This window comes from Caballeronia sp. LZ033, assembly GCF_031451265.1.
In the GTDB taxonomy this organism is placed as follows: Bacteria; Pseudomonadota; Gammaproteobacteria; order Burkholderiales; family Burkholderiaceae; genus Caballeronia.
The window spans coordinates 609,670-633,600 of sequence record NZ_JARUXQ010000004.1; the positions used below are offsets into that span (position 1 = coordinate 609,670).

At 64.8% G+C, this 23,931-nt stretch carries 24 protein-coding genes; 15 read left to right on the forward strand and 9 right to left on the reverse strand.

The features are described from left to right. The first annotated feature begins 146 nt into the window (after positions 1-146). Positions 147-4,532 carry a DEAD/DEAH box helicase gene (locus QCE62_RS30000; protein WP_309926160.1) on the forward strand — a complete coding sequence of 1,462 codons (4,386 nt, stop codon included), beginning with the start codon at positions 147-149 and terminating at the stop codon, positions 4,530-4,532. Between the two features lie 22 nt (positions 4,533-4,554). Here QCE62_RS30000 and QCE62_RS30005 read toward each other — a convergent pair whose 3' ends face one another. Then, on the reverse strand, positions 4,555-4,785 hold the full coding sequence (locus QCE62_RS30005; RefSeq protein ID WP_309926162.1) for a hypothetical protein: 231 nt from the start codon (positions 4,783-4,785) through the stop codon (positions 4,555-4,557). 478 nt (positions 4,786-5,263) lie between these two features. Here QCE62_RS30005 and QCE62_RS30010 point away from each other — a divergent pair, with 478 nt between their 5' ends. Next, complete coding sequence (locus tag QCE62_RS30010; RefSeq protein WP_309926163.1) at positions 5,264-7,483, forward strand: protein kinase domain-containing protein; 2,220 nt, start codon at positions 5,264-5,266, stop codon at positions 7,481-7,483. 69 nt (positions 7,484-7,552) lie between these two features. Here QCE62_RS30010 and QCE62_RS30015 read toward each other — a convergent pair whose 3' ends face one another. Continuing rightward, positions 7,553-7,978, reverse strand: a complete 426-nt coding sequence (locus tag QCE62_RS30015) for a phasin family protein (RefSeq protein WP_309926165.1) — start codon at positions 7,976-7,978, stop codon at positions 7,553-7,555. Between the two features lie 319 nt (positions 7,979-8,297). Between QCE62_RS30015 and QCE62_RS30020 the strand changes: the two genes are divergently transcribed. Next, a complete protein-coding gene (locus QCE62_RS30020) occupies positions 8,298-8,489 on the forward strand; it encodes a DUF2964 family protein (RefSeq protein WP_309820007.1) in 192 nt (63 codons plus the stop codon). A 17-nt stretch (positions 8,490-8,506) separates the two neighbouring features. Here the strand turns inward: QCE62_RS30020 and QCE62_RS30025 are convergent, their stop codons facing one another. Beyond that, positions 8,507-8,890, reverse strand: coding sequence for a DUF3564 family protein (locus QCE62_RS30025; protein WP_309926166.1), 384 nt, complete (start codon positions 8,888-8,890; stop codon positions 8,507-8,509). Positions 8,891-8,960: 70 nt separating this feature from the next. On the opposite strand from QCE62_RS30025, the gene QCE62_RS30030 reads away from it, so the two are divergent. Next, entirely contained in the window at positions 8,961-9,209 is a 249-nt protein-coding gene (locus QCE62_RS30030) for a hypothetical protein (RefSeq protein ID WP_309926167.1), read from the forward strand. Between the two features lie 317 nt (positions 9,210-9,526). Here the strand turns inward: QCE62_RS30030 and QCE62_RS30035 are convergent, their stop codons facing one another. From QCE62_RS30035 to QCE62_RS30050, 4 genes are all read right to left on the reverse strand, one after another. Next, positions 9,527-10,204, reverse strand: coding sequence for a helix-turn-helix domain-containing protein (locus tag QCE62_RS30035; RefSeq protein WP_309926169.1), 678 nt, complete (start codon positions 10,202-10,204; stop codon positions 9,527-9,529). A gap of 75 nt (positions 10,205-10,279) precedes the next feature. After that, complete coding sequence (locus QCE62_RS30040; protein WP_309926170.1) at positions 10,280-11,608, reverse strand: ATP-binding protein; 1,329 nt, start codon at positions 11,606-11,608, stop codon at positions 10,280-10,282. Then, entirely contained in the window at positions 11,605-12,327 is a 723-nt protein-coding gene (locus QCE62_RS30045) for a response regulator (protein ID WP_309926172.1), read from the reverse strand. Before QCE62_RS30045 ends, QCE62_RS30040 begins: the two co-directional genes overlap by 4 nt. A gap of 31 nt (positions 12,328-12,358) precedes the next feature. After that, positions 12,359-12,661: an EF-hand domain-containing protein gene (locus tag QCE62_RS30050; RefSeq protein ID WP_309926174.1), complete on the reverse strand. Its 303-nt coding sequence runs from the start codon at positions 12,659-12,661 to the stop codon at positions 12,359-12,361. Positions 12,662-12,919: 258 nt separating this feature from the next. On the opposite strand from QCE62_RS30050, the gene QCE62_RS30055 reads away from it, so the two are divergent. From QCE62_RS30055 to QCE62_RS30095, 9 genes are all read left to right on the forward strand, one after another. Further along, entirely contained in the window at positions 12,920-13,276 is a 357-nt protein-coding gene (locus QCE62_RS30055; protein ID WP_309926176.1) for a hypothetical protein, read from the forward strand. A 59-nt stretch (positions 13,277-13,335) separates the two neighbouring features. Then, the gene (locus QCE62_RS30060; protein ID WP_309926177.1) at positions 13,336-13,764 is read left to right on the forward strand and encodes a DUF3303 family protein; all 429 of its coding nucleotides are present in this window, start codon (positions 13,336-13,338) and stop codon (positions 13,762-13,764) included. Positions 13,765-13,967: 203 nt separating this feature from the next. Then, on the forward strand, positions 13,968-14,804 hold the full coding sequence (locus tag QCE62_RS30065; RefSeq protein WP_309926179.1) for a 3-keto-5-aminohexanoate cleavage protein: 837 nt from the start codon (positions 13,968-13,970) through the stop codon (positions 14,802-14,804). A gap of 193 nt (positions 14,805-14,997) precedes the next feature. Next, entirely contained in the window at positions 14,998-15,690 is a 693-nt protein-coding gene (locus tag QCE62_RS30070; protein ID WP_309926181.1) for a FadR/GntR family transcriptional regulator, read from the forward strand. Positions 15,691-16,259: 569 nt separating this feature from the next. After that, a complete protein-coding gene (locus QCE62_RS30075; RefSeq protein WP_309926182.1) occupies positions 16,260-17,432 on the forward strand; it encodes an extracellular solute-binding protein in 1,173 nt (390 codons plus the stop codon). Positions 17,433-17,522: 90 nt separating this feature from the next. Then, positions 17,523-18,599, forward strand: a complete 1,077-nt coding sequence (locus QCE62_RS30080; protein ID WP_309926183.1) for an ABC transporter ATP-binding protein — start codon at positions 17,523-17,525, stop codon at positions 18,597-18,599. Next, entirely contained in the window at positions 18,596-19,462 is an 867-nt protein-coding gene (locus tag QCE62_RS30085; RefSeq protein ID WP_309926185.1) for a sugar ABC transporter permease, read from the forward strand. Before QCE62_RS30080 ends, QCE62_RS30085 begins: the two co-directional genes overlap by 4 nt. Before the next feature lie 68 nt (positions 19,463-19,530). Beyond that, entirely contained in the window at positions 19,531-20,370 is an 840-nt protein-coding gene (locus QCE62_RS30090; protein WP_404987798.1) for an ABC transporter permease, read from the forward strand. A 76-nt stretch (positions 20,371-20,446) separates the two neighbouring features. Further along, complete coding sequence (locus QCE62_RS30095; protein WP_309926188.1) at positions 20,447-21,361, forward strand: aldose epimerase; 915 nt, start codon at positions 20,447-20,449, stop codon at positions 21,359-21,361. 109 nt (positions 21,362-21,470) lie between these two features. On the opposite strand, the gene QCE62_RS30100 is transcribed toward QCE62_RS30095, so the two are convergent. Next, positions 21,471-21,923 (reverse strand): histidine kinase, encoded by a 453-nt coding sequence (locus QCE62_RS30100; protein WP_309820036.1) that lies wholly within the window; start codon positions 21,921-21,923, stop codon positions 21,471-21,473. Positions 21,924-22,115: 192 nt separating this feature from the next. Between QCE62_RS30100 and QCE62_RS30105 the strand changes: the two genes are divergently transcribed. Beyond that, complete coding sequence (locus QCE62_RS30105; protein ID WP_309926189.1) at positions 22,116-22,811, forward strand: response regulator transcription factor; 696 nt, start codon at positions 22,116-22,118, stop codon at positions 22,809-22,811. 149 nt (positions 22,812-22,960) lie between these two features. Further along, the gene (locus QCE62_RS30110; protein WP_309926191.1) at positions 22,961-23,467 is read left to right on the forward strand and encodes a hypothetical protein; all 507 of its coding nucleotides are present in this window, start codon (positions 22,961-22,963) and stop codon (positions 23,465-23,467) included. An 18-nt stretch (positions 23,468-23,485) separates the two neighbouring features. Here QCE62_RS30110 and QCE62_RS30115 read toward each other — a convergent pair whose 3' ends face one another. Then, the gene (locus QCE62_RS30115; protein ID WP_309926193.1) at positions 23,486-23,842 is read right to left on the reverse strand and encodes a hypothetical protein; all 357 of its coding nucleotides are present in this window, start codon (positions 23,840-23,842) and stop codon (positions 23,486-23,488) included. Positions 23,843-23,931 lie beyond the last annotated feature (89 nt).

Genomic DNA, 23,931 nt, shown 5'->3' on the forward strand with positions numbered 1-23,931 from the left:
GACGATCAGGTATCGGCAGACATCATAGAACGGTCGGCGCGATCGGGCAGCGGAGGCGACAATCCACCGCGGGGCTTGTCTTCCGCCTGCGCGCACGCATATTCAGCGCTCCCGCGCCGTTTCGAAAGCGCCCCTAGAATAGCTGGATGCCCCGACAATCCCCTCCCGCGAACGACGCCCTGCAAGGCTTTCATCCGGCCGTCGCCGGCTGGTTCCGCGCACGCTTCGCCTCGCCGACGCCCGCCCAGGCGCGCGCCTGGCCGCTGGTGCAGGCGCGCCGTTCGACACTCGTTGCCGCGCCCACGGGTTCGGGCAAGACGCTCACCGCGTTCCTGGCTGCACTCGATGAACTCGTCCGCGACGGCATTGCCGCCGGTGGCGTGTTGCCGGACGAGACGCGGGTCGTCTATGTGTCGCCGCTGAAGGCGCTGTCCAATGACATCCGCGTGAATCTGGAAGAGCCGCTCGCGGGCATCGCGCAGGCCTTGCGCGAATCGGGCACGGCGGCGCCGGAGATCCGCGCCGCCGTGCGCACCGGCGACACCACGCAGCAGGAGCGCAATGCGGTCAGGAAGCGTCCGCCGCACATCCTCGTCACCACGCCGGAATCGCTTTACGTACTGCTTTCGTCGGACTCGGGACGCGCGATGCTGTCCACCACGCGCACCGTGATCGTCGATGAAATTCACGCCGTGGCGGGCAGCAAGCGCGGCTCGCACCTGAGCCTGTCACTTGCGCGGCTCGACGCGCTGTGCGAGGAAGCAGGTCATCAGCGGCCCGTGCGCATCGGTCTCTCGGCCACGCAGAAGCCTATCGAACGCGTGGCGCGGTTTCTCGTCGGTGGCAATGAGCCGTGCGAGATCGTCGACGTCGGGCATGTCCGCGCGCGCGATCTCGCGCTCGATCTCCCGCCGATGCCGCTCGAAGCCGTCATGTCCAACGACATGTGGGAGCGCGTCTACGACCGTCTCGCGGATCTGTCGGCGCAACACCGCACGACGCTTGTTTTCGTCAACACGCGACGCATGGCGGAGCGCGCGGCGCGCCATCTCACCGACCGCCTCGGCAAGGACGCCGTCGCCGCGCATCACGGCAGCCTGGCGCGCGAGCAGCGGCTGGTCGCCGAACAACGCCTCAAGCGCGGCGAGTTGCGTGTGCTGATTGCAACGGCGTCGCTGGAACTGGGCATTGATATCGGCGATGTCGATCTCGTCTGCCAGCTCGGCTCACCGGGTTCGATCGGCGCGTTCCTGCAGCGGATCGGGCGCTCGGGGCATCACGTGGGCGGCATGCCGAAAGGGCGGCTGTTTCCGACTTCGCGCGACGATCTGATCGAATGCGCCGCCTTGATCGATTGCGTGCGGCGCGGCGAACTCGATGCGCTGAAGATTCCGCGCGCGCCCCTCGACGTGCTCGCGCAGCAGATCACCGCCGAAGTCTCATGCCGCGAATGGAGCGAGGATGCGCTGTACGAGCGCATCACGCAGGCGTTTCCGTATGCGGAGCTGGCGCGCAGCCGCTACGACGCCGTGCTGCGCACGCTCGCGGAAGGCTATACGGGACGTCAGGGCGTGCGCGCGGCCTATGTGCATCGCGACGCGGTGAGCCGGACGCTGCGCGGACGGCGCGGCGGCAAGCTGACTGCCGTGACCTCGGGCGGCGCGATCCCCGATAACGCCGATTTCGCGGTGCTGCTGGAGCCGCAGGGCTTGCAGATCGGCACCGTGAACGAAGACTTCGCCGTTGAAAGTCTCGCGGGCGATGTCTTCCAGCTCGGCAATACGTCGTACCGGATCGTGCGCGTGGAAGGCGGGCGTGTGCGTGTGGAGAATGCCAACGGGCAGCCGCCGAATATTCCGTTCTGGCTCGGCGAAGCGCCCGGGCGCAGCGATGAGCTGTCGCACGCGATCGCGCGCATGCGTGCGGGCATCGATACGCGGCTGGCGCAGGACGACGGCATCGAAGCGGTCATCGCGTGGCTGGCGCAAGAGAGCGGCATCGGCGACGAGGCGGCGCGGCAGATCGTCGAATACCTGGCGCGTGCGCGCGCCGCGCTCACCGTGTTGCCGACGCAGGACACGCTCGTCATGGAGCGCTTCTTCGATGAATCCGGCGGCACGCAGCTCGTGATTCACGCGCCGTTCGGCAGCCGCGTGAATCGCGCGTGGGGTCTCGCGCTGCGCAAGCGCTTTTGCCGTACTTTTAATTTTGAATTACAGGCTGCGGCGACCGAGGACGCCATCGTGCTCTCGCTGACAGGCAGTCACAGTTTCACGCTCGACGAAGTGTGGCGCTATCTGAAGTCCAGCACCGCCGAGCACGTGCTGATCCAGGCGCTGCTCGATGCGCCGCTGTTCGGCGTGCGCTGGCGCTGGAACGCGACCAACGCGCTCGCGCTGCCGCGCTATGCGGGCGGGCGCAAGGTGGCGCCGCAATTGCAGCGCATGAAGAGCGAGGACCTGCTCGCGGCGGTGTTCCCGGACCAGGTGGCGTGCGCAGAAAACCTGGCGGGCGAGCGCGAGGTGCCCGCGCATCCGCTGGTCGAGCAGACGCTCGACGACTGCCTGCACGACGCCATGGACAGCGACGCTTGGCTCGCGTTGCTGGGCCGCATCGAAAGCGGCGCGGTGCGGCTGGTGACGCGCGAATTGCCGGCGCCGTCGCCGCTGGCGGCCGAGATCCTGTCGGCCAAGCCCTATGCATTCCTCGACGACGCACCGCTCGAAGAGCGCCGCACGCAGGCGGTGCTGGCGCGCCGCTGGACCGATCCGCAATCGGTCGACGATCTGGGTGCGCTCGATCCCGAAGCCATCGAGAGCGTCCGCGCGGAAGCCTGGCCCGATGTCACCAGCGCCGACGAGATGCACGAGGCGCTGACGACGCTTGCCTGCATCGCCGAGCGCGAAGCGCAGCGCCACCCGCACTGGCCCGCGTGGCTGGAGACGCTGGCGCGCGGCGGCCGGGCGACGCGGCTGCAGGTCGCGGAACACGATGCGCTGTGGACGCCCGTCGAGCGGCTCGCGTGCCTGCGCGCGGTCTATGAGCACGCGCCGATGCAGCCGACGTTGCGGCCGCCCGCCGGCTTCGACGAGGTCTGGAGCCCCGACGACGCGCTCGTCGAGATCGTGCGGGCGCGCTTGTCCGGTTGCGGGCCGCTGACGGTGCCGGACATCGCGCGGCCGCTTGCGTTGCCGGCCTCGGCTGTCGCTCTCGCGCTGACACGGCTGGAGGCACAGGGTTATGTGATGCGCGGACGCTTCACGCCAGGCGCGCAGACCGAGGAATGGTGCGAGCGGCATCTGCTCGCGCGGATTCATCGCTACACGGTGCGGCGGTTGCGGCGCGAGATCGAGCCGGTCGAGCGGCAGGACTTCATGCGTTTCCTGTTCGAATGGCAGCGCGTCGGGACGGATGCGCGCGGTGCCGGCCGTGACGCGCTCGGCGCCGTGCTGGAACAACTGGAAGGTTTCGAGGCGCCGGCCGTCGCGTGGGAAGACGAGATACTGCCGGCCCGCATCGGCGATTATTCGGGACTCTGGCTCGACGAACTCTGCCGCGCCGGCAAGCTGGTCTGGACGCGGCCGGCGGGACGCGCACGCGCGACGGGCGCCCCGGTGCGCGGCACACCCATCGTGCTGTTGCCACGCCGCCATCTCGACGCATGGAATGCGCTCCTGTCCGCCGATGAAGCGCCGCAAATGTCGTCGCGCGCGCAGCGCGTGTTCGATGCGTTGCAAACTCATGGCGCCATGTTCTTCGACGAACTCCTTGCCGACGCGCGTCTCCTTCGCACGGAGCTCGAGGATGCGCTCGGCGAACTCGTGTCGCTCGGACTCGTCAACGCGGACAGCTTTGCCGGTCTGCGCGCGTTGCTCGCACCCGCGGCGAAGCGCAACGCCTTCGCACGGCGTCCGCGGCGCGGCGGACTGTTCATCGGCGGAATGGACGACGCCGGGCGCTGGGCGCTGCTGCGGCGCGCCCGCGAAGAAGGCGAGCGCGACGACGCCGCGCTCGAACACGTCGCGCTGACTTTGTTGCGGCGCTATGGCGTGGTGTTCTGGCGCCTGCTCGAACGCGAAGCCGGATGGCTGCCGCCCTGGCGCGATCTGCTGCGCGTCTATCACCGGCTGGAAGCGCGAGGCGAGATTCGCGGCGGGCGCTTCGTCGCCGGTCTGGCGGGCGAGCAGTTCGCGCTGCCGGAGGCGGTGCCCTTGCTGCGCGACATGCGCCGCCGCGCACGAGACGGGGCGTTGGTCGCGCTGTCGGCGGTGGATCCGCTCAATCTGGTCGGTACGCTGTTGCCCGGCGACAAAGTGCCGGCGCTCGCGGGCAATCGGGTGCTGTATCTCGATGGCGTGCCGGCGGGCGCGGTGATCGCGGGCAAGACCCGTTATCTCGGCGAATTCGATGCTGCGACGCGTGAGCAGGTGCGTCTCGCGCTGGTGAAGCGCACGGCGCGTTCGCTCGCGCTGTCGGCGAGCGCGCCGGGCGCCGGTCTGACGGGCGGTGCCGTGCCGGCGCGCCAGGGATGACGCGCCTGCGCCGGCCGTGGCGTCAGTTTTCTTCCTTCTTGCCGACGATCTTCGTCGTGAACGGGCCGGGCGGCTGCACCGGCACGTCTCTCACCGGCACGCCCGGATAGTCGACGACACGATTCGGGTTCGCTGCGGTCCGGATACGAAACGATGGCTTGAGCCCGTCTCGCGCGCCGCCGACGATGGTATGCATCGCTTGCCGGTCGAGTTCGACGCTGTCGGCGAGATCCCTGATTTTGATGACAGCCATGATGAGGTCCTCCGTGGGTTCGTGAGCCGGCGCGCCGCGCTTCAGTCGGGTCGACTTCAGCCTTCGCACTGTTTGGCTCTTTGCATGCAAAACACAACAAACCGCGCCAGCGCCTGCGGGGCAGGAGGTCTGAACCTTCCGCCCTGACCGACAGCGCCTGATCGCTCGTGCCGAATGACGCGAAAGGCATGCCAGATACGGCGTGATCGGCGCATCGGAGGCTCCGAGGTCCGCGCAGCGGGCGTTGCGCGCGATATCGAGGGCGCCAAAATCGAACCGCGCCACAGCGTTCGTCGTGCGTGAGCCGACACTTCAGCGAAATGTGTCGGTATCCGAAAGACATGTGCGCGATGCCGCGCAGAATCAAAAACGTCATTTGCTTAAGGCGCAAGCGAAGTCTAGTATCGAACCAGCATGAAGTATTTGTTACGACAAGTGGACTTGGTCGATCGAACAGGAGCCGCGTCGCGTCGCACAGATGACAAGTTTTGCGCAAGCGATACGTACTTTCCAGAGCAACAGCGCGTCGCGCGACGAGTTCTTTTCCCGGGTTGACGGCGCCCTTGCGACCGAGCAGTCCGCGCCAAAGCAACTCATGGAGATCCTCGACGAGGAGCACGCGGTCAAGCCTCTGCCCCCGGATGTCTACGCGGCCATCCGGCGCCGTGTCGACCATGCGGCACGCATTCGTCCCGAACTCGACTCAGACACCGGCCCCGTCGGCAGCGACGAGACGCGCCTGCAGACCACCACGAGCTTCGCCCCGCCCCCCATGCCGCCTTCGCTGCCCGAGCGCGATCCGAGCAGCAGCTCGGGCGGATCCGGCGCGACAAGCGGAACGAGCGGCACCAGCGGCACCAGCGGCACCGGCGGGACGTTCGGTCAGGCGACGCAGATAAGAACCGACCACGACCAGCGCATGAAAGGCGTCGGCGACACGCTCAACAGTCGCTTCGTGCTGGAGGAGTGTCTTGGCATCGGCGGCATGGGCACGGTCTACAAGGCCCTGGACCTGCGCAAGCTCGAAGCATCGGACCGTCGCCCGTATGTCGCGATCAAGGTGCTCAACCTGCAGTTCCGTGGCAATCCGAAGTCGCTGATCGCATTGCAACGCGAAGCCCGCAAGGCGCAGCAACTGGCGCACCGCAACATCGTGACCGTGTATGACTTCGATCGCGACGGCCCGGTTGTCTATCTGACGATGGAATATCTTTCCGGACAGCCGCTCTCGCGCCTGCTGCGAAATCCGAACTTCAAGGGCATGCCGTTCGCCGAGGTGTTTCCCATCTTCAAGGGCATGGCCAATGCGCTCGCCTATGCGCACGAGCGCGGCTTCGTTCATTGCGATTTCAAGCCGGCCAACGTGTTCCTGCTGGATACGTCGGAAGTCAAGGTGATCGACTTCGGCATTTCGCGCGTGATTCAGCGCCCCGAGGAAGAGAGCGAGGCAACCGTCTTCGATCCAGGCAGCCTCGGCGCGCTGACGCCCGCGTACGCGAGTCCCGAAATGCTGGAACATCGCGAGCCGGACCCGCGCGACGATGTCTATGCGCTCGGTTGCATCACCTATGAGTTGCTGACAGGAAAGCATCCGTTCGACCGCGTGCCCGCGCAACAGGCGAAGGCCGCGGGCATGAAGCCGCAGCGTCCGGAGCATCTCGGCAACAAGCAGTGGAAAGCGCTGAAGGCGTCGCTGGCGTTCGAACGTGAAGCGCGCACGGCGAGCGTGGCGCAACTGCTGGAGGACATCAGCGACCCGCAGCCAGCCACTGCGGCAATGCGCAAGAGCAAGCAGGGCGGGACGCCGAAACTGGCGATCGGCGCGGCGGCGGCGGTGGCAGCGCTGTTGATTGCCGGTGGCGGGTATTACTACTACGAGCGTAGCAAGGGCGTGACGGAAGTGGCTCACGAAGCGGCACACGAAGCACCGCGGCCGTCCGTCGCGCATGTTGAACGCGCAGCGCCGCCGTCAGCCGGTTCGCAGGTGGCGATCACGCCCGTCCTGCCTGCGCCGCCCGCGCCGGTGCTCACGATGGCAGCGGTCACGCCCGTGCTGGCAAGCGTGCCGTGCTCGGCGCTGGTGGCTTCGGTGCACGACCAGACCGTCGACGTGCAGGGCTTCGTTTCACAGCGTTATGGCCTCGCACGGCTCAAGGACACGCTCGGACGCGTACCCGGCGTGAAGACCACCAATTTCGGCGTGCAGCAGGTCGCGGATGACAAGTGCGATCTGCTCAAGGTATTCGCGCCGTACTGGTCGGCGAATCGTCAGTCGGGACGGCCGGCCTCGGTGCATACGCGTTCGCAGGCGACCCGGCTCACCGAAGGGCAGCCGCTGATCATCGACCTGATGACGCCCGGCTTCGATTCGAGCGTCAACGTCGATTACTTCACGCTCGACGGCAGCGTCGTGCATCTGCTGCCGAACCAGCGCTCGCGCGACAACCAGGCGCCGCCGAACTACACGGCGACGATCGGCTCGATGGGTGACTGGATCGTCGGCAAGCCGTTCGGTTCGGAGATGATCGTGCTGATGCTCGCGCCCGCGCCGCTCTTCGATGCACCGCGTCCGGACAGCGAAGCGAAGTCCGACTATCTGCGCGCAGTCGAGAAACGCCTGGCGGCGCTGGCAAGCAAGTACGGACGCGACAAGGTGGCCGTCGACATGTTCCAGATCACGACGCAGGCGAAGCAGTAACGGGATGTCGAAGCGGGTTCCGTTCGCGGTGGACTTGAAGACGAGAAGAACGGAACCGCGCCGGAGCGCCTAGCTTTGAGGCTTCTCCATCGATGACTTCAATTCCTTCAGCGCATCTTCCATCCGCTTGCTGACGAGCGCATAGGCTTCGGCCTGCGTCTGTTGAGTGGTGCGCGCGATGTCCTGCATGTCGGCGAGTGCGTTATGCAAGGCGCGCTGGACGACTTCGTTGGCGTTGAACGGCGGTTGCGCCGATCCAGTGGCGAACTGCTTGGCGATGCCCTCCAGATCGCTCAAGGTGCGGCGCAGGATTTCAAGCTGCTTGTCGCGCAACGCTTCGATGCCGCCGAACGCGACGCGGTTCGTTGCCGCGAGTGCCTCGACGTCCTTGCGACGCGATTCCATGATCGCGGCGACATCGAATCCCGGCAACTGATATTGCTGGAACATGGCGGCAAACTGGCTGAACGGATCGCTGAAATTTTGATTCATCATGTCTCCCAGATTCGTTCGGTCGAGCGCGGATTCCGCTGTCCGACTGCATGAAGAGCGCGGATGACCGGGCTGTCTCACCTTGCGTGCGTCCCCAGGCCGAGACGCCGCCGGCACCTGATACTACCAATTTAAAGGCCGATCTTGGGGCAAGGGAAAACGCCATGTGGGCGACGATGACGATCGCGCTCGCCATGATGCCCGCTTGATGCAGGTCAACGTGCGCCACGGTGCCGCAACGACCATGAATACACGGTGACAGGCGGTGGCGAGCGGTTCACGGGCAGCTGGCTCCCACCGCGGAAGCAGGCGGGAGCGCATCATGATCAAGGGCGAAGGACGAATCGTTGCGGCGCTGGGGGCGGTCTTCGTGACACTCGGCGGCATTCATGCGGCACTGCGCGGGCTGCTGTTCGACGAGACCGCTGTGACCTGGTACGGCGTGCTCGCGATTCTGCTGGGGGCGGCGTCGTTTGTCGTGATGCTGACGCCTCTGCCGGGCGATGATCCCTGATCCTTCGGCCGGGTGAATCAGCGATCTTCTCCTCCCGCGAACACGCCATGCTCGGCCTGGATCTGTTCGCGGTCGATGCACTGCACATGCCAGCGTCCAGTGCTGTGCGGGTTTGAGCCATCGACGCCACCGGCATACCACAGCACGCGTCCGGCGAGGCCTTCGCAAGGGCCGCCGGGGGTATCGAAGTCAAGACGCTCCAGCACGCAGATCGGCTCTTCGATGCGCTGGCCGCAGATCATCGTTCCGTTCGTTCCCGCGCGCAGTCCGCCCCAGTCAGGGACTTCGACCGCCTGGTGTCCCTCGCGCGACCAGCGGCGTGTTTCCTTGTCGAGCCACAGAATGGCGTATGCCGCGGATTGGGCGCCTTCGAAACCATCCAGCTTCACGGTGATACGCATGTCATCCTCCATGATACGAATCGATGGACATGACGCTCGGCGCATGTACGCCGGCCATGAGCGTCGTCGAATGAAAGGCGGCGTCTCGAAGCAACTCGCTTCAGGCGTTGCGCCGCGCGTATTGGTTCGGGCCTCGCACGCCGAGAGCAGCAATGTCGGTTTCGAACGGCATACGGCCAATAAGTTTAATGGCGCCGCATGGACAAGTTTCATCGGCGCGACGTTCGGAAAGGGAGCCTCTATCGACAGCGCTTGCGCATTGCAGCAGAGCGAAGCACGCAAGCATCAAGCAAGTCCAATGCCGATTTGCGTCGGATGACGTCACGAAAGTACCGGCGCATCAATTTCAGTCTAGCTCGGCAATATGACGACTTTCAGTAGGCGTTTTGCCGCAGGCTTCCAAGGCGCAACCCCATCACATAAGCCGCAAGCGTGCCGACGGTGACACGCGAATCCGCCCGCCGTCCGTGCGCGTTGCACCACGCTGGACAATGAACGCCCCAGCAGGTTGCAACCCGCACGAACGGCGGCGTCGGGCGGATCCGTTGCGTGTGCGGTGCAACAATGAATGCAGAATGCATCATGCAAAGAACCAGGCGTCGTTGGCATGGCGAAATGGATCGCGCACCGATGCGCTCAAAGGCGTTCCAGCTTCATGCGATCGACGATATGCAACTGCCTGCCGTTGAGCCCGATCACGCCTTCACGTTGCAGCTTCGACAGCATCCGGCTCACGGTTTCCAGTTCGAGACCGAGATAACTTCCGATGTCGCCGCGCGTCATTGGCAGCAGCAGGTCAGCCGGCGGCGCTGGCGCGTCGAGCCGCTCGGACAGGTCCAGCAGGAACGCCGCCACGCGCTCGCGCGCGGGCATCGTGCCCAGCATCAGTGCGAGTCGCGAGGCCCGCACGATCTCGGCGCTCATGACCGCCAGCAGTTCGTGCTGCATGGCCGCATATTCGCGGCACAGCGGTTCGAGAATGCCCACGGGCATGATGCGCACCACGCTGTTTTCGAGTGCGATGGCGTCGCTTTCATGTCGTCCCGTGCAGATGCCGTCGAGGCCAAGCGTTTCATCCGGCAGATGGAAGCCGGTGACCTGGGTATGAGGCGCGCTGTCCAGATCGTTCGCCGGAAAGGTCGCGACGCTCTTGAAGCAGCCGCTCTGCACGGTATAAAGCGAGCGCAGCGGCTCACCCGTGGTGTAGAGCGCGGCGCCTCGTTCGAGAGTACGGGTGGGAAACGGAATGGCATCCGCGTCGGCTAAGCGGACGTGAAGCGTGACTGCCGTGTTGCGGTGAAGCGAGGGTTCCATGGCGCGCTCCTCCTGCTGATTGCAGTATGGTTCACGGATCGCGGAAAGGACAACCCGCCGCTGATGGCGTAAGCATCAGAGCGGCAGAACGATACGCACCTCGGCGCCGCCGCCCTCGCGCGGACGCAGTTCGAGCGTGCCGCCATGCAGCCTGGCAATGCGCTCGACGATCGCGAGGCCCAGCCCCGTGCCTTTCGGCTGGCCTTCGCCGCCGCCGCGCCTGAACGGCTGCTTGAGCGCCTCGGGATCCTGCCCGGCGAGTCCCTTGCCGCGATCCGCAATCACGACGCACACGCTTCGTGTCCGCGCGTCGGTCCAGGTGCGAGCCTCCAGTCCCACCACACCGTAAAGGACCGCATTCTGCATGACGTTCATCAACATGCGCATCATGCTGATGGGACGGAACGCGAAGGGCTGCACTTCGCCGAGTTCCAGCGTGAACTCGTGACCCAGGCCTGCAAAATCAGCGGCGAGATTCGCGATCAGCGCATTCAGGTCGCCGACGACCGGCATCTCCTTCGCGCCGCTTCCGGCATAGTCCATGAACTGCTGCAGGATCGTGTCGATGGTCTCGAGGTAGCCTTCCGCCGATGCCGCGAATGACGCGTCCATCGACGGCACGGACGACATGGCCATCGCGAGACGCAGCTTGGTCATCGGCGTGCGGATGTCGTGCGAAATACCGGCGAGCATCAGTGCGCGCGTCGCGTCGGCTTCCCTCAGCGCGGCGGTCATGCGGTTGAAGGCGTCGCTGACTTCCGCGATTTCGGTCGGGCCATCGTTCGGCAGGACGCCCGGGTCCCCACCCGCTGAGACACGGCGCGCCGCGTCGGCGAGATGGGCGAGCGGGCGGTTCAGGTGCCGCTGGATCACATACGCCGTGCCGGTGGCAAGCGCGCCCAGTCCCAGCGAGAGCAGCAGGGCCGTAGCGATGCCGTCGCCATGGGCGGCTTCGGGAACCGGCAATGCAATCCAGCGCGGCTCGTTCGACAGATGCGCGCGAATCCACAAGCGCTGCTGACCGTCGTCGCTGGTATCGCCGCTTTGCCAGCGCACCAGCAGGTCTGCGGGCAGATGACGCCGCAGGCTCTCGACAAAGGTCCGCCGCTGATAGGTTTCATAGAAATGCAGGCGCGACTCAGGCGTGAAGGGCGCGGCGCCCGCGGGCAATTCGGCGCGCATGTCGAGATGCGACGTGACGGTTTGCGCGGCGTCGGGCGGGGTCGTCCTGAGCAGCGTGTCGAGGGTGACGATGTAACTCGCGAACGCGGAGGCCGCGCGCTCAATGCGCGGCGTCTGGATGAAATGCAGCAGCACGGCGATGGCGCAGACCTGGCTCACCGCGACCAGCGCGACAAGCAACAGCACGTTGCGCGCGAAGAGCGAGCGCGGCGCGAGCTTCACGGCGCATCCGCCTCGACTTCGGCGAGCAGCATGTAGCCGACGCCCCACACGGTCTTGATGAAACGCGGTTTGCCCGGATCTTCCTCGACGAGTTGCCGCAGCCGCAACACCTGCACGTCGATGCTGCGATCGAGCGCGTCATGATCGCGGCCTCGCGTGCGCGCGATGAGGTTGTCGCGGCTCACCCCACGATTCGGCGATGAACCGAGCGCGTTCAGCAACTGCATCTGCGCAGAGTGGATCTCGAAGGGCTCGCCATTCCTGAAGAGCATCTGGCGCGCGAGATCGAGGCGAAATTCGCCGAAGCGGATGACTTGCCGGGTATGCGTCGGATCGCCGGCGGCGATCTTCTGGCGGCGCAGCAGCGCGCGCACCCGCGCGACGAGTTCCTGCGGCAGGAACGGCTTGGCGAGATAGTCGTCCGCGCCGGTCTCGAGGCCGACGACCTTGTCGACGGGATCGCCCTTGGCCGTGAGCATGAGGATCGGCAGCGTCTGGCCTTCGGCACGCAGACGCTTGCACACGGAGAGACCGTCTTCCGGCTCCATCATCCAGTCGAGCACGAGCAGGTCATAAGGTTCGCGCTGGAGATAGCGGTCGAGCCGCTTGCCGTTCTCGACGACACGCACTTCGAATCCCTGCGAACTCAGAAAGCGCTGCAGCATGTTGCGCAACTCGGCTTCGTCGTCGAGCACGATGATCTTCGGCAGGGTGTCCATGAGCGGGCTCCGGGCGGTCAGCGTTCAGCGTTCAGCGTTGCGAGGCGTGGGCGCGCATGAACGCCTCGATCTGCGGCAGGGTGACGAAACCGTTCTTCTGCGTATCGATCTCGTCAAAATGCTTCGCCACCATCGGCATGCCGCTGGCGGCCTGCTCACGGGTGAGTCTGCCATCGCGCGTGGTGTTGGCGTTCGTGAAGCGGGCCTGCAACTGGCCAAGCGCGCGTTCGACATGCGGGCTTGCGCCCATCGGTTGGGTGGCGGTCTGCGCGAAGGCCGGGGCCAAAGCGACGCACACCAGGCAGGCAGCAACAGCGGCAAGGGTCTTTCGCATGAGTCTCTCCTTGATTCGGATGCGAATGAGCAAGACAGGTGAGGCTCATTCTATTGAGCCGCGTTGCAAGCGCAATCCCGAGCGCGCCGTGAATCCATGTCGCCGCATGTCATGTGCACGGCATGGCCGGCGATGACACGCGCCGACACAAGTCATCGCTCACGCTTTGCGCGGCGCTTCGCTATCGTTCTCATCGCCGGCCGACGCTTCCTTTGCTCGGCCATTCCCAACGTCTGACGTGCATTGAGGACCATCATCATGAACTTTCGCTTGCTGAGTGTTTCCGCCGTGGCCGCCATTACCCTGACTTGCGCGAGGACCGCAATGGCCGGTACGAGCGTGCAGGTTTCCTATGTGGCGCCCGCAGTCGTCATCGCAGCGCCGCGCCCGGTGTACTACTACGCACCGCCTCCGCGGCCTCCGTACTACTATGTGCCCGCGCGTACCGTGACGATTGCGCCAGTGGCTGCTCCGGTGGCAGTCATTGCACCGCCGCCCCCGCGGCCGCCAGTGATCGTCGCTCCGGTCCCGCTGCCAGCTTATGCGGTGACGCCCGCGATCCGGGTGACTTACGCGCAGCCGGTGACACGGGTGCCCGTTGTCGTGCTGCCCTGAACGCTTCTTCAATGCGACGCAACGGGTGGCAAGAGCATAGTGCATTCGAGGCATGCTGAATGCGTAATGCAATACGCAAAATACGTTTCACGCTTTTCTTTCCGGCCGCCTCCTATACTGCAGTGATTGCATCGGCCGCGCGCCGATGCAGCCGCGCGTACGTCGCCATGCATACGCGTCGCGGTGTCCATCGGGAGGATCGAGCCATGCTATTCATCGTCAACTGGACGGCGCAACCCGAAGTGGAAAGACAGGCCGCCGAGCGATTCCTCCAGACGCGCGGCGAGCCGCCGGATGGCATTCATCTGATTGGCCGATGGCATGCAATCGGTTCAATCTGGGGTATCGCCGTATGTGAATGCGATGACGTCGAACCGCTGGCTCGCTGGGCGCTCGAATGGGCCGACATCTTCATGTTCGACATCAAGCCAGCCATCACCGACGAGCAGGTCGGCAGAATGCTTGCGGAACACGCCCAGAAACCATAGAGAGGCCGCGCGCGCGGGCGTCAACCGCACCGTACAACGAACGGTCGTTTGCAACTGTCCGCGATGAACGTTCTAAGGGTTTGTGTGGCTTGCAGCGCGGCAGGCCATGCCTCAGCATTCACAAACGTACTAGATAGTTAATTTTGGATGGCGTTGCGCGATTGCGTGCTCCGTCTGACGATATTGCCGCATAGGAGCGAAGCGTGACTGAAGCGAAGACCCAGGAACCTTGCGTGATTTCCGTCGCGATCACCGGATCGGTGCCGCGCAAGAAAGACAATCCCGCCGTGCCCATCACGATTGCCGAGCAGATCGAAAGCACGCACGAAGCCTACGACGCGGGCGCGACGCTCGTGCATCTGCATGTGCGCGACGAGGACGAACGCTCCAGCTCGGACCGTCACCGCTTTGCGGAACTGCAGGAGGGCATTCGCAAGCACTGTCCGGACATCATCATCCAGTTCTCGACGGGCGGACGCGGCCGCTCCTTCGAGCAGCGGGGCGCGATGCTGGATCTGAAGCCCGACATGGCGTCGCTTGCCACGGGATCAGTGAACTTTCCGACTATCGTCTACGAGAATCCGCCGGACTTCGTGCGCTCGCTGGCGCAAACCATGCTCGACCATCACGTGAAACCCGAGATCGAAATCTTCGATCTGGCGATGCTGTACAGCACCGTCGATCTCGTGAACCAGGGCTTGCTGAAGTCGCCGGTGCATGTGCAGTTCGTCCTTGGCGTAAAGAATGCCTTGCCCGCGCGGCGCGAGATCCTCGAGTTCGAAGTCGAGCAGTTGCGCAAGCATCTCCCCGATGCAACCTGGACCGCAGCAGGTATCGGGCGCCATCAACTCGAGGTAAACCACTGGACGCTCGAAATGGGCGGTCACTGCCGTACCGGTCTCGAAGACAACGTGCGCTGGGACAAGGACACCCTCGCCAAGAGCAATGCACAACTGGTCAGCCGGGTGGCCTCGCTGTGCGCGGAGTATGGCCGGCCGGTAGCGACCGCGAAGGAAGCGCGCAGGCTGCTGTCGCTGTAGACGAACGAAGCAGTTCCGCAAACAGGGAAGGGCGCGCCGCCGGGCATCGGGGCGCGCCCTTGTCGTTTCCACGCAGCACTGAAACGCGTTTGCACGTTGCATTTTGCATTCGTGATGCAAAACTCATCCGCCGAATCAAAAAAAGCTGCCTTACAATCGGTGCTCTTCCTGACAAGCGTGCCCTCGCGAGAACATGAACGAGCGCAAGGCAGCCGGCCTCGCCGACCGGATCTACAGCGACATTCTCAACCGCATCGTCGAAGGCGAGTTCAAGGAAGGCGATCGCCTGCTGACAGAGCACGCGCTCGCAGAACGCTTCGCCACTTCGCGCCCCACGGTGCGCGAGGCGCTTGCCCGCCTGCGCGCCGACGGCATCATCGTGACGCGGCGCGGTTCGGGCACCGTGGTCGGGCGTCGGCCTGATCCGGACGCTCGCCGCTTTGCGCCTGTGGAAACCTTGTCCGACATCCGGCGCTGCTATGAATTTCGTCTGGTGATGGAAACCGGCGCGGCCGAGCTGGCCGCCGACAAGGCCGAGGACTCCGACCTGCACGCGCTCAGGCTTGCCTGGAACCGGATGGCAAGCTCCGTCGAGGCGCAAAAGGGCATCGATGCGCACGACGACTTTGCCTTCCGGCTAGCCGTGGCGCGAACGTCCAGAAACCCTTTCTTCGTCACGATGCTGTCCTTCATCGAAGAGCAGATCATCTTCAGTTCGAATCTGTCGCAGACGCTGTCGCCGCTCAATGCGCTGGAACGTCAGCGGCTCACTCAGCAAGAGCTCCTCGAGGTGCTCGAAGCGATCGAAGCCCATGATCGCGAGAAAGCTGCGGCTGCCATGGACGCTCATCTCAGGCACGCACTCGAGCGCATGTTCGGCGTTTAGCGAGTTCTTCGGCAATGCGTTGTCATACAACCTTGGCAACCGCGCAGAGCTTTCGGAAGTTGCCTGACAACATCTCGCATGAAGGCAGGAAGAATTTGGGGGTGGCATCGAGTCCATGTAGACCGGCCGCTAGTCTGCCTGAAGGAGTCCAGGCGCTCGGACTCACGGCGTGGCCGCCCAATTGAAGCCTCAAAGGAAACTCACGGAAACGCTCAAGGAAACATTCTTGATGAGCGGTTAAACCGTCGAGAAAACACTGGCTTCGGGTATCTCCCGAGATACGGCCGCAAGCCGTTATCAGCTTAAGAAAACGATACCTCTCAAGGTTTCGGTAACACGCCAGCACAAGGCAATTTGCTTGACATCCTATAACCTCGTTAGCTATTTTTCAGCTTCCAGCGGCAATCAGGATGCGCGCAGAAACAAACCACCAGACAAGCCCGACTTAAAAAACACGCAGCACAGAGAAAGAATCACAAACGGGGCGGCGCTCGCGCGGCAAGCGATGTCGGTGACGCGACCGATCCCTTCCCGACCCGTGGTTGCGAGCGAAGTGAGGAGACGACAACATGGTTTTCAAGGCAGGACTGTCAGTGAAGCTGGCGACGGTGTGCATCGCCGTCGGCGCGGCCTTCGGCATGAGTGCGGCGCAGGCGGCCGATCCCGTGTCGATCAACATCGTGGACGTCGCAGGCAATCTGCAACTGACGCAAAAGGGCTTCGAGGCTTTCAAGGCCAAGTATCCCGACCTGGTTTCCAGCATCACCTTCACCAATGCCCCGGCGCCGCAGCTGCCCGGCAAGATCAAGGCAATGCAGGCGGCGGGGCGCTCGGACATCGACCTCGTCGTGACGGGCACTGACGCGCTCGCGGCCGGCATCCAGCAGGGCCTGTGGGAGAAGCTCCTGCCGGATCAATCGAAGGCATTCCCCGGCGTACTCGACAAGTACGCGCCCGGTCCGCGCAAGATGCAGGACATCGCGCAAGGCTATGGCCTCGAAGTGACGTACATGCCCGCGGGTCCGCTGCTCGAATACAACCCGGCCAAGGTCACCGACGTCCCCAAGACTCCGGATCAGTTGCTGGCGTGGTGCAAGGCGCATCCGAACAAGCTGATCTATGCGCGTCCAGCCAACTCCGGCCCGGGCCGCACCTTCCTGATGGGTTTGCCGTACGTGCTCGGCGACAAGGACCCGATGGACCCGATCAACGGCTGGGACAAGACCTGGGCGTTCCTCAAGCAGCTCAACGACTGCGTTCCGTACTATCCGGGCGGCACGTCGGCCGTGATGAAGGAACTCGGGGAAGGCACGCGCGACATGACCGTGACCGTGACGGGCTGGGACATCAATCCGCGCGCGCTCGGCATCGTGCCCGCGGAATTCAAGGTCGGCGCCTTCGACAACATGACCTGGGTCAACGACGCCCACTACATGGTCATCCCGAAGGGCGTGCCGAAGGAAAAGCTCGACGTGCTCTACAAGCTGATGAACTTCATGCTGGAGCCCGCGCAGCAGGCGCTGACCTATGACGACGGCTACTTCTATCCGGGCCCGGCGGTGAAGGACGTGCCGCTCTCGATGGCCCCGGCGAAGAGCCAGGAAGTGATCCAGAAGTTCGGCCGTCCCGAGTACGCGAAGCTGCTTGCGGACCGTCCGCACGTCGTGCCGCTGAATGCCCAGGCGATGGTCGCCGCCTTCCAGAAATGGGATCGCGAGATCGGCGCGGCAAAGACGAAGTAAGCCCACCGCGGCCCCGATGCGGCGACGTTCCTGGCAAGGAGCGTCGCCGCCTGCACAAGACACGCGCTTATCCGCGCGCAGGAATTCGTCATGAAGCACACCTTTGAGCAACTGCGCCTCGACTCGGTCTCGCGCAGCTTCACCAACGCGGAAGGGCAACAGCTCGCCGCACTGAAAGGCCTCGATCTGAACATCCAGCGCGGGGAGTTCATCGCGCTGCTGGGGCCATCGGGTTGCGGCAAGTCCACCGCGCTCAACTGCATCGCCGGCCTGCAGCCGCTGACGGGGGGCGGTATCTGGCTCGATGACAAACGTATCGACGTGCTGCCGCCCGAGAAGCGCGGCTTCGGCATGGTCTTCCAGAACTACGCGCTGTTCCCGCATATGTCGGTGCTCGACAACGTCGGCTTCGGCCTCAAGATGCGCGGCGTGCCGAAAGCCGAAGCGACCAGGCGCGCAAAAGCCGCATTGCAACTCGTGCAACTGACCGGTCACGACGCCAAGCTGCCCGGCCAGCTCTCCGGCGGCCAGCAGCAGCGCGTGGCCATTGCCCGCGCGATCGTCATCGAGCCGCCGCTCGTGCTGATGGACGAACCGCTCTCGAACCTCGACACCAAGCTGCGCATCGAGATGCGCGCGGAGATCCGCCGCATTCACGGCAAGCTGGAGCGCGCCACGCTCTACGTGACGCACGATCAGGACGAGGCGCTGTCGATGGCGGATCGCATCGTCGTGATGAGGGAAGGCGTGGTGCAGCAGGTGGCGTCGCCGAAGGAAGTCTATTCGCGACCGAAGAACCTGCACGTCGCGCGCTTCATGGGCTTTCGCAATGTAGTCGCGGCGACGCTCGAAGGCACGCAGGGCGAGGCGGTCGCCGTGAACGCGAACGGCGTCAAGCTGCTCGGCACGCCGATGGAAGGTTTCGACAGCAAGCAGGTCGCGGTGGCGTTGCGCCCCGAAGACATGGAGCGCGCGACGCCCGGCACTGAAAACGCCTTCGATGCGCACGTGGAAGTGGTCGAGTATGGCGGCCGCGATTCGCTCATCATCGTGAATACGGCGTTCGGCAGGCTGTGGGCGCGCATCGCGGGTGAATGTGCGGAAGGCGAGCGCATTGCGCTGCGCGTGGCGCCATCGAAGATCCTCGTCTACGGAGCAGAGCAATGATCGCGCTGCCCGCCCAGCCGCGCGATCCGAAGGGCTGGCTGGTTGCGCCGGCGCTGCTCTTCATCGTCGCGCTGTTCATCTATCCGTTCGCGTACGGCCTGATGCTGTCGTTCCAGCCGATGAACGGCGGCAGCATCTGGGCCAACTACATCACGTTCTTCACCGATACGTCGATGTGGCCGACCATCATCGTCACGCTGAAGCTCGCCGTGCCTGCCACCGTCATCAACGTCGGCGTCTCGGTCCCGGTGGCGTTCGCGTTGCGCCGCACGTCGCCGTGGCAGAAGTTCGTGACCACGCTGCTGGTCGTGCCGGTGACGCTCGGCACGGTGCTGATCGCCGACGGCATGCTCACCTATTTCAGCCCCAACGGCTGGTTTCCGCAGGCCTTGCAGGCGTTGCACCTGTACGGCGATGAAGTGCGCCTCACGCATAACTACTGGGGTGTGCTGATCTCGCTGATCGTGTCGGGTTTTCCGTTCGCGTTCCTGCTGACCTTGTCCTACGTGACCGGCATCGACCCGACGCTCGCGCGCGCGGCCGCGACGCTCGGCGCGAGTCCCTGGCAGCAGTTTCGCCAGGTCTACCTGCCGTTGCTGCTGCCGGGCCTGACGATGACTGCGTGCCTGTCCTTCGTGCAGGCGTTTTCGGTGTTCCCGTCGGCGGTGCTGCTTGGCGCGCCGGCCGGTCCGACGCGCGTCATTTCCATCGCTGCGTCGGAAGCCGCGTTCGAAAGCTATGACTATGCGCTGGCATCGACCATCGCGATCGTCATGGGTTTCGTGCAGTTGCTCGTGGTGGGCGGCATGCTCGGCGCGCGCCGTTTCTTCTATACGGGTCCGGTGACCGGAGGCAAGGGCTGATGACAACCGATAACCACGCGGCGTCCGGCTGGCAGGCCGGCGCCCCGACACAAGGCGCCACCCGTGCGATGAAACAGCAAACGAGCCTCCGCGACCGACTGTGGAAGGGCATCGTCTGGGCGACGATGGGCTTCTTCCTGCTCAACGTACTGTTGCTGATCGCGACCGTCGCCGTGAACTCGGTGGCGACACGCTGGTTCGGTACGCTGCTGCCGCAGGGCTTCACGTTGCACTGGTATGCGCAGGCATGGAGCGATTTCCAGCTCTCGAGCGTGCTGCTCGTGACGCTCGAAGTGGTGGGCGCGGTGGTGCTGCTGTCCATCGTGCTCGGCGTGCCGGCGGCGTACGCGCTGGCGCGCGTGCAGTTCCCCGGCAAGCGCTTCGCGATGCTCGTGTTCCTGCTGCCGCTGATGGTGCCGCCCGTGACCTACGGCATTCCGATGGCCACGGTCATGTACAAGTTCCATCTCGCGGGCACGCTGACCGGCGTGATTCTCGCGAACCTGGTGCCGGCGCTGCCGTTCGTGATTCTGGTGATGACGCCGTTTATCGAGCAGATCGATCCGAATCTGGAATCAGCCGCACGCATTTTTGGTGCGAACACGTTCCGTTATTTTCGTTACGTGCTGCTGCCGCTGCTCGTGCCGGGCATGCTCGCGGCAGGGCTGCTGGTGCTGGTGCGCACCATCGGCATGTTCGAGCTCACCTTCTTCACCGCCGGACCGACCACGCAGACGCTGGTGGTCGCGCTGTACTACGCGGTGTTCTCGACGGGCGTGCGCGCGCCGCAATCCATCGACGCCATGGCGATGATCTACATGGCGATCACGATGGTCTGGGTGCTGATCGCGCTGCAGTTCGTGAGCCCGACGCAGCTCGTGTCGCGGGTGAAGGAACAGAAACAGTGACCGTGACCGACATGGACGCGGCCGCGCGCCGGTTTCTCCCTGACGAAACAGCAACGTGACGAAGATGCGTTAGGTCGTGACACTCGAGGCGGAGCCGAAGCTCGTCATCTCCAGCGGGCCGCATACGCTGGAGATCGCGCCGCAGGCCGGCGGGCGCATCACGCGCTTCGCCACCGCGGATGCACACGGCGTTCAGGAATGGCTCGCGCCGGTGACGGCGGCGAGCTGGCCCTGCCACGCGTGGCCGAAAGGCGGAAGCTATCCGCTCGTGCCGTTCTCCAACCGGGTGCGCGATGCGCGCTTCGCGGGGCCGGACGGTTCACTCGTCGAACTGGCGACATTTCCCGGCATGCGGCACGCGCTGCATGGCTTCGGCCAGTTCGCGGCGTGGCAGGTGGAACTGCACGAGCCGGATTGCGCCGTGCTGCGCTTCGTGCATCGCGCGGACGAGCATGGCTGGCCGTGGGCGTTCGAAGCGGTGCAGCTGATCGAGGCCACGCCCGAGGGCGCGCGCCTGTCGATGCGCGTGTTGAACCGCTCATCGCTGCCAATGCCGGTCGGGCTGGGTTTCCATCCTTATTTCGCCGCGACGGAGGCGGAAGTCGACGCGGCCACGCTGTGGCGCCATGAGGAAGAGATCGCGGTCGGGGTCGCCAGCGAGGCGCCGCCCCGCCGGCACGCGCGCGAGATGCAGGGCTACACGCGCTATCTCAGCGGCTGGGACGGCCGCGCGACGCTGCATTACGCGCACGGCCGTACGCTTGCCCTCACAGCCGGCAACGCCTTGAGCCACGTCGTCGTGCATTGTCCGGCCGGGGCGGGCTATCTGTGCGTCGAGCCGGTGTCGCACGTCAGCGACGGCTTCAATCTCGCGGCGCGCGGCGTGGACGGAACGGGTGTGGCGGTCATCGAGCCAGGTAGTGAAATACGGGCGTCGCTCGCGATGGCAACCGGCGTGATCCCGGCCCCAGGCGACGGCGGCGGCGCCTGACGCGCGCTTCCACCGAGGTCCGCACACGCGAGGCATTCGCCGGCAACAGGCCTCGAGCCACAAGACAGGCAAGCGGGTTCATGCGACACCTCCTGCAAACATGGAAACATCAGCGCCTGAGCGGCGCTGAAAAGAACGCTTCGACCATATCGACGATCCGCCAGGTCGCGCACGGCCGGCGGCAATGCGCGTCGAACCCGGCGTCCTTGAGCATCTGGACGGGATCGGCGGGCCAGACGTTGCTCATCGCGACGAGCAGGCGCCCGGTCATCTCCGAATCCATCTGTAGCGTGCGCAGGAAGACGTAGCCGGAGTCGCTGTCGAGGCTGGTGTCGAGCAGCAGCGCGTGCGGCTGCCAGCTGCCGACCAGCGCGCGGACGGATTTGAGATCCTGCGAATGGATGACCTGCAAGCCTTTGAGCCGAAGTTGCACGGCGAGCGAATCGCCGATCGACTTGTCCTTGTGGGCGATCAGCACGCGGCGTGATGCATCGCTGGTACGAGCCCGCTTGATTCGCCACAACGCGAACTCGCTCTCGTTGTGGGCTAGACGGCTTGACATCTCATCCTCCTGGTCGTTATTTGATATGGCTGATTCGATGCCGCCAGTTTCGACCGGCCATGCTTATCGCTCAACCCGGCACGGGAAGGGGAGTTCAGAGATTTTGGGAGACTGCCGAATGGATCCCTGCGAAAGGGGGGTAGAAGTCGTCCAAGGCCCGCGTAAGATCGAAACCGTTCTCGGAGCGTCGCAATGGAAAATGGCTATTTCAAAACAGTGTTGCTAGTTGAGGACGAAGGGCTCACCAGGAGCGCGATGAAAAGTCTCATCCTGGCCAATGAGCCTTTGCTCGAAATCGACGAGGCCGACGGTTTCGAACAGGCGAAAGCCAAGCTTTCCGCCAATACCTACGACCTCATCTTCCTCGACTACCATCTGCGTGGCCAGGACACCGGCATGGACCTGCTGAACTGGATCCGCGAGGAAGAGCGCGAAGTCCAGACCATCATGCTGTCCGCGCAGGACGACCGCGACACCGTGCTCGAATGCATCAAGAACGGCGCGTGCGGCTTCATTTCCAAGGGCAGCGAGCAGGGCGCCGGCGTGTTCCGCGAGGCGCTCAAGACCATCCTGAACGGCCGCGTGTACCTGCCCAACACGGTGCTCGGCAAGGGCGGTCACAGTCCGAGGCCGGTCACGCCGCATCCGAGCGTGACGGTCGAGTCGCTCGACCTGCCGCCGCGCCTTACCGAGACGCTGCGCTCTAAGCTGCAGGGGCTGTCGAACAAGGCCCTCGCGAGCACCATGTACATCAGCGCAAACACCGCAAAGGAATATTCGAGCGATCTGCTCGCGCGCTTCCACGTCACGCGGCGAACCTTCCTGATTGTCGAGATGGCGCGGCGCGGCATCGAGATGCCGATGAGCAATACCTCGTCGGCGTCCTGATCCGCACGCAGCCGCGCAGGGCCGTCTCGGAGGCGGCCCATCGTCGTTTAGGAACGTTCCGAGGAATTCATCGCGAGATGGTAAGGTAGAGCCCGGACTAATTCGAGACGGGTTCAGCGCAGGTGATTCGCAGGCTATCGTTCAAGACAATGCAAGGTGCCGGCGCGGCGGTTGCCGCGAGCGCGGTGCTCATTCTCGGCGCGTGTGCGCCCCTTCCACAGCAGGACGGCACGGATGCCGCCGCGCCCGCGTCGGGCACGGCGCCGGTCCAGACGGCGCGCACGCCGGTGCGGCCGCCCGCGCCGGCCCTGCCTCCCGGCGAGCGCCGCATCATGGTCGGCAGCCCGGACGGCTACCACCTGATGGTCAAGACGAAGACTCCCAGCCAGGTGTGCGACGACGATGCCTTCGCCGACGGCGTCCGCTACGGTTACGCGCTCACCTGGAACCGGATGGTCGGCGAGGACGCGCGCAACGGCGGCAAGCCGAAGCGCAAGTTCGATCCCTCCGCGATCCACTCGCAGGACGATCAATACAAGATCCAGTGGGATGGCAAGGAGCGCGTCAACGCGTGCGCGTCGGACGGCTATCTGATCGGACGGGTGGTCGGCACCCATCTGGCGGGCGTCGACATGCGCGACGGCAAGCCTTCCTGAGCCGCCGCGCCGGAGAATTCAGTCGCAAGTATGGGTGGCCGCGACATAGCGGCCCGCCACGCCGATATCGCCATAGATCGTGTAGCCGGTGTTGTTCGCCGATGCCTGCGCGATCAACAACACCACGGATTGACTCGTCGGACCGCCGCTCGGAATCGAGATGGCCTGCGTGTCGGGGCCCGGCGAGTATTCCCGCACGCGCCCGCCAATCGACGTCCAGGCCGACTTCACACAACGTGTGAACTCGTAAGGCTTGCTCTGCGAGGTGCCGGATCCGATCGGCACGGTCCTGAGCAGGCTGTCGTCCGTCGCGACGCACGCGCACAGCAGGGAAGCACTCAGGGCCGCGCACAGGAGTGTCACTTTTCTCTTCATATGATTCGATACCTTTTTTAGTCATTTCCGCGTTGCCGCGTGGCCGGTCCGATCTTAGCGGCTTTCTTGCATTCCGACCGACAACGGTT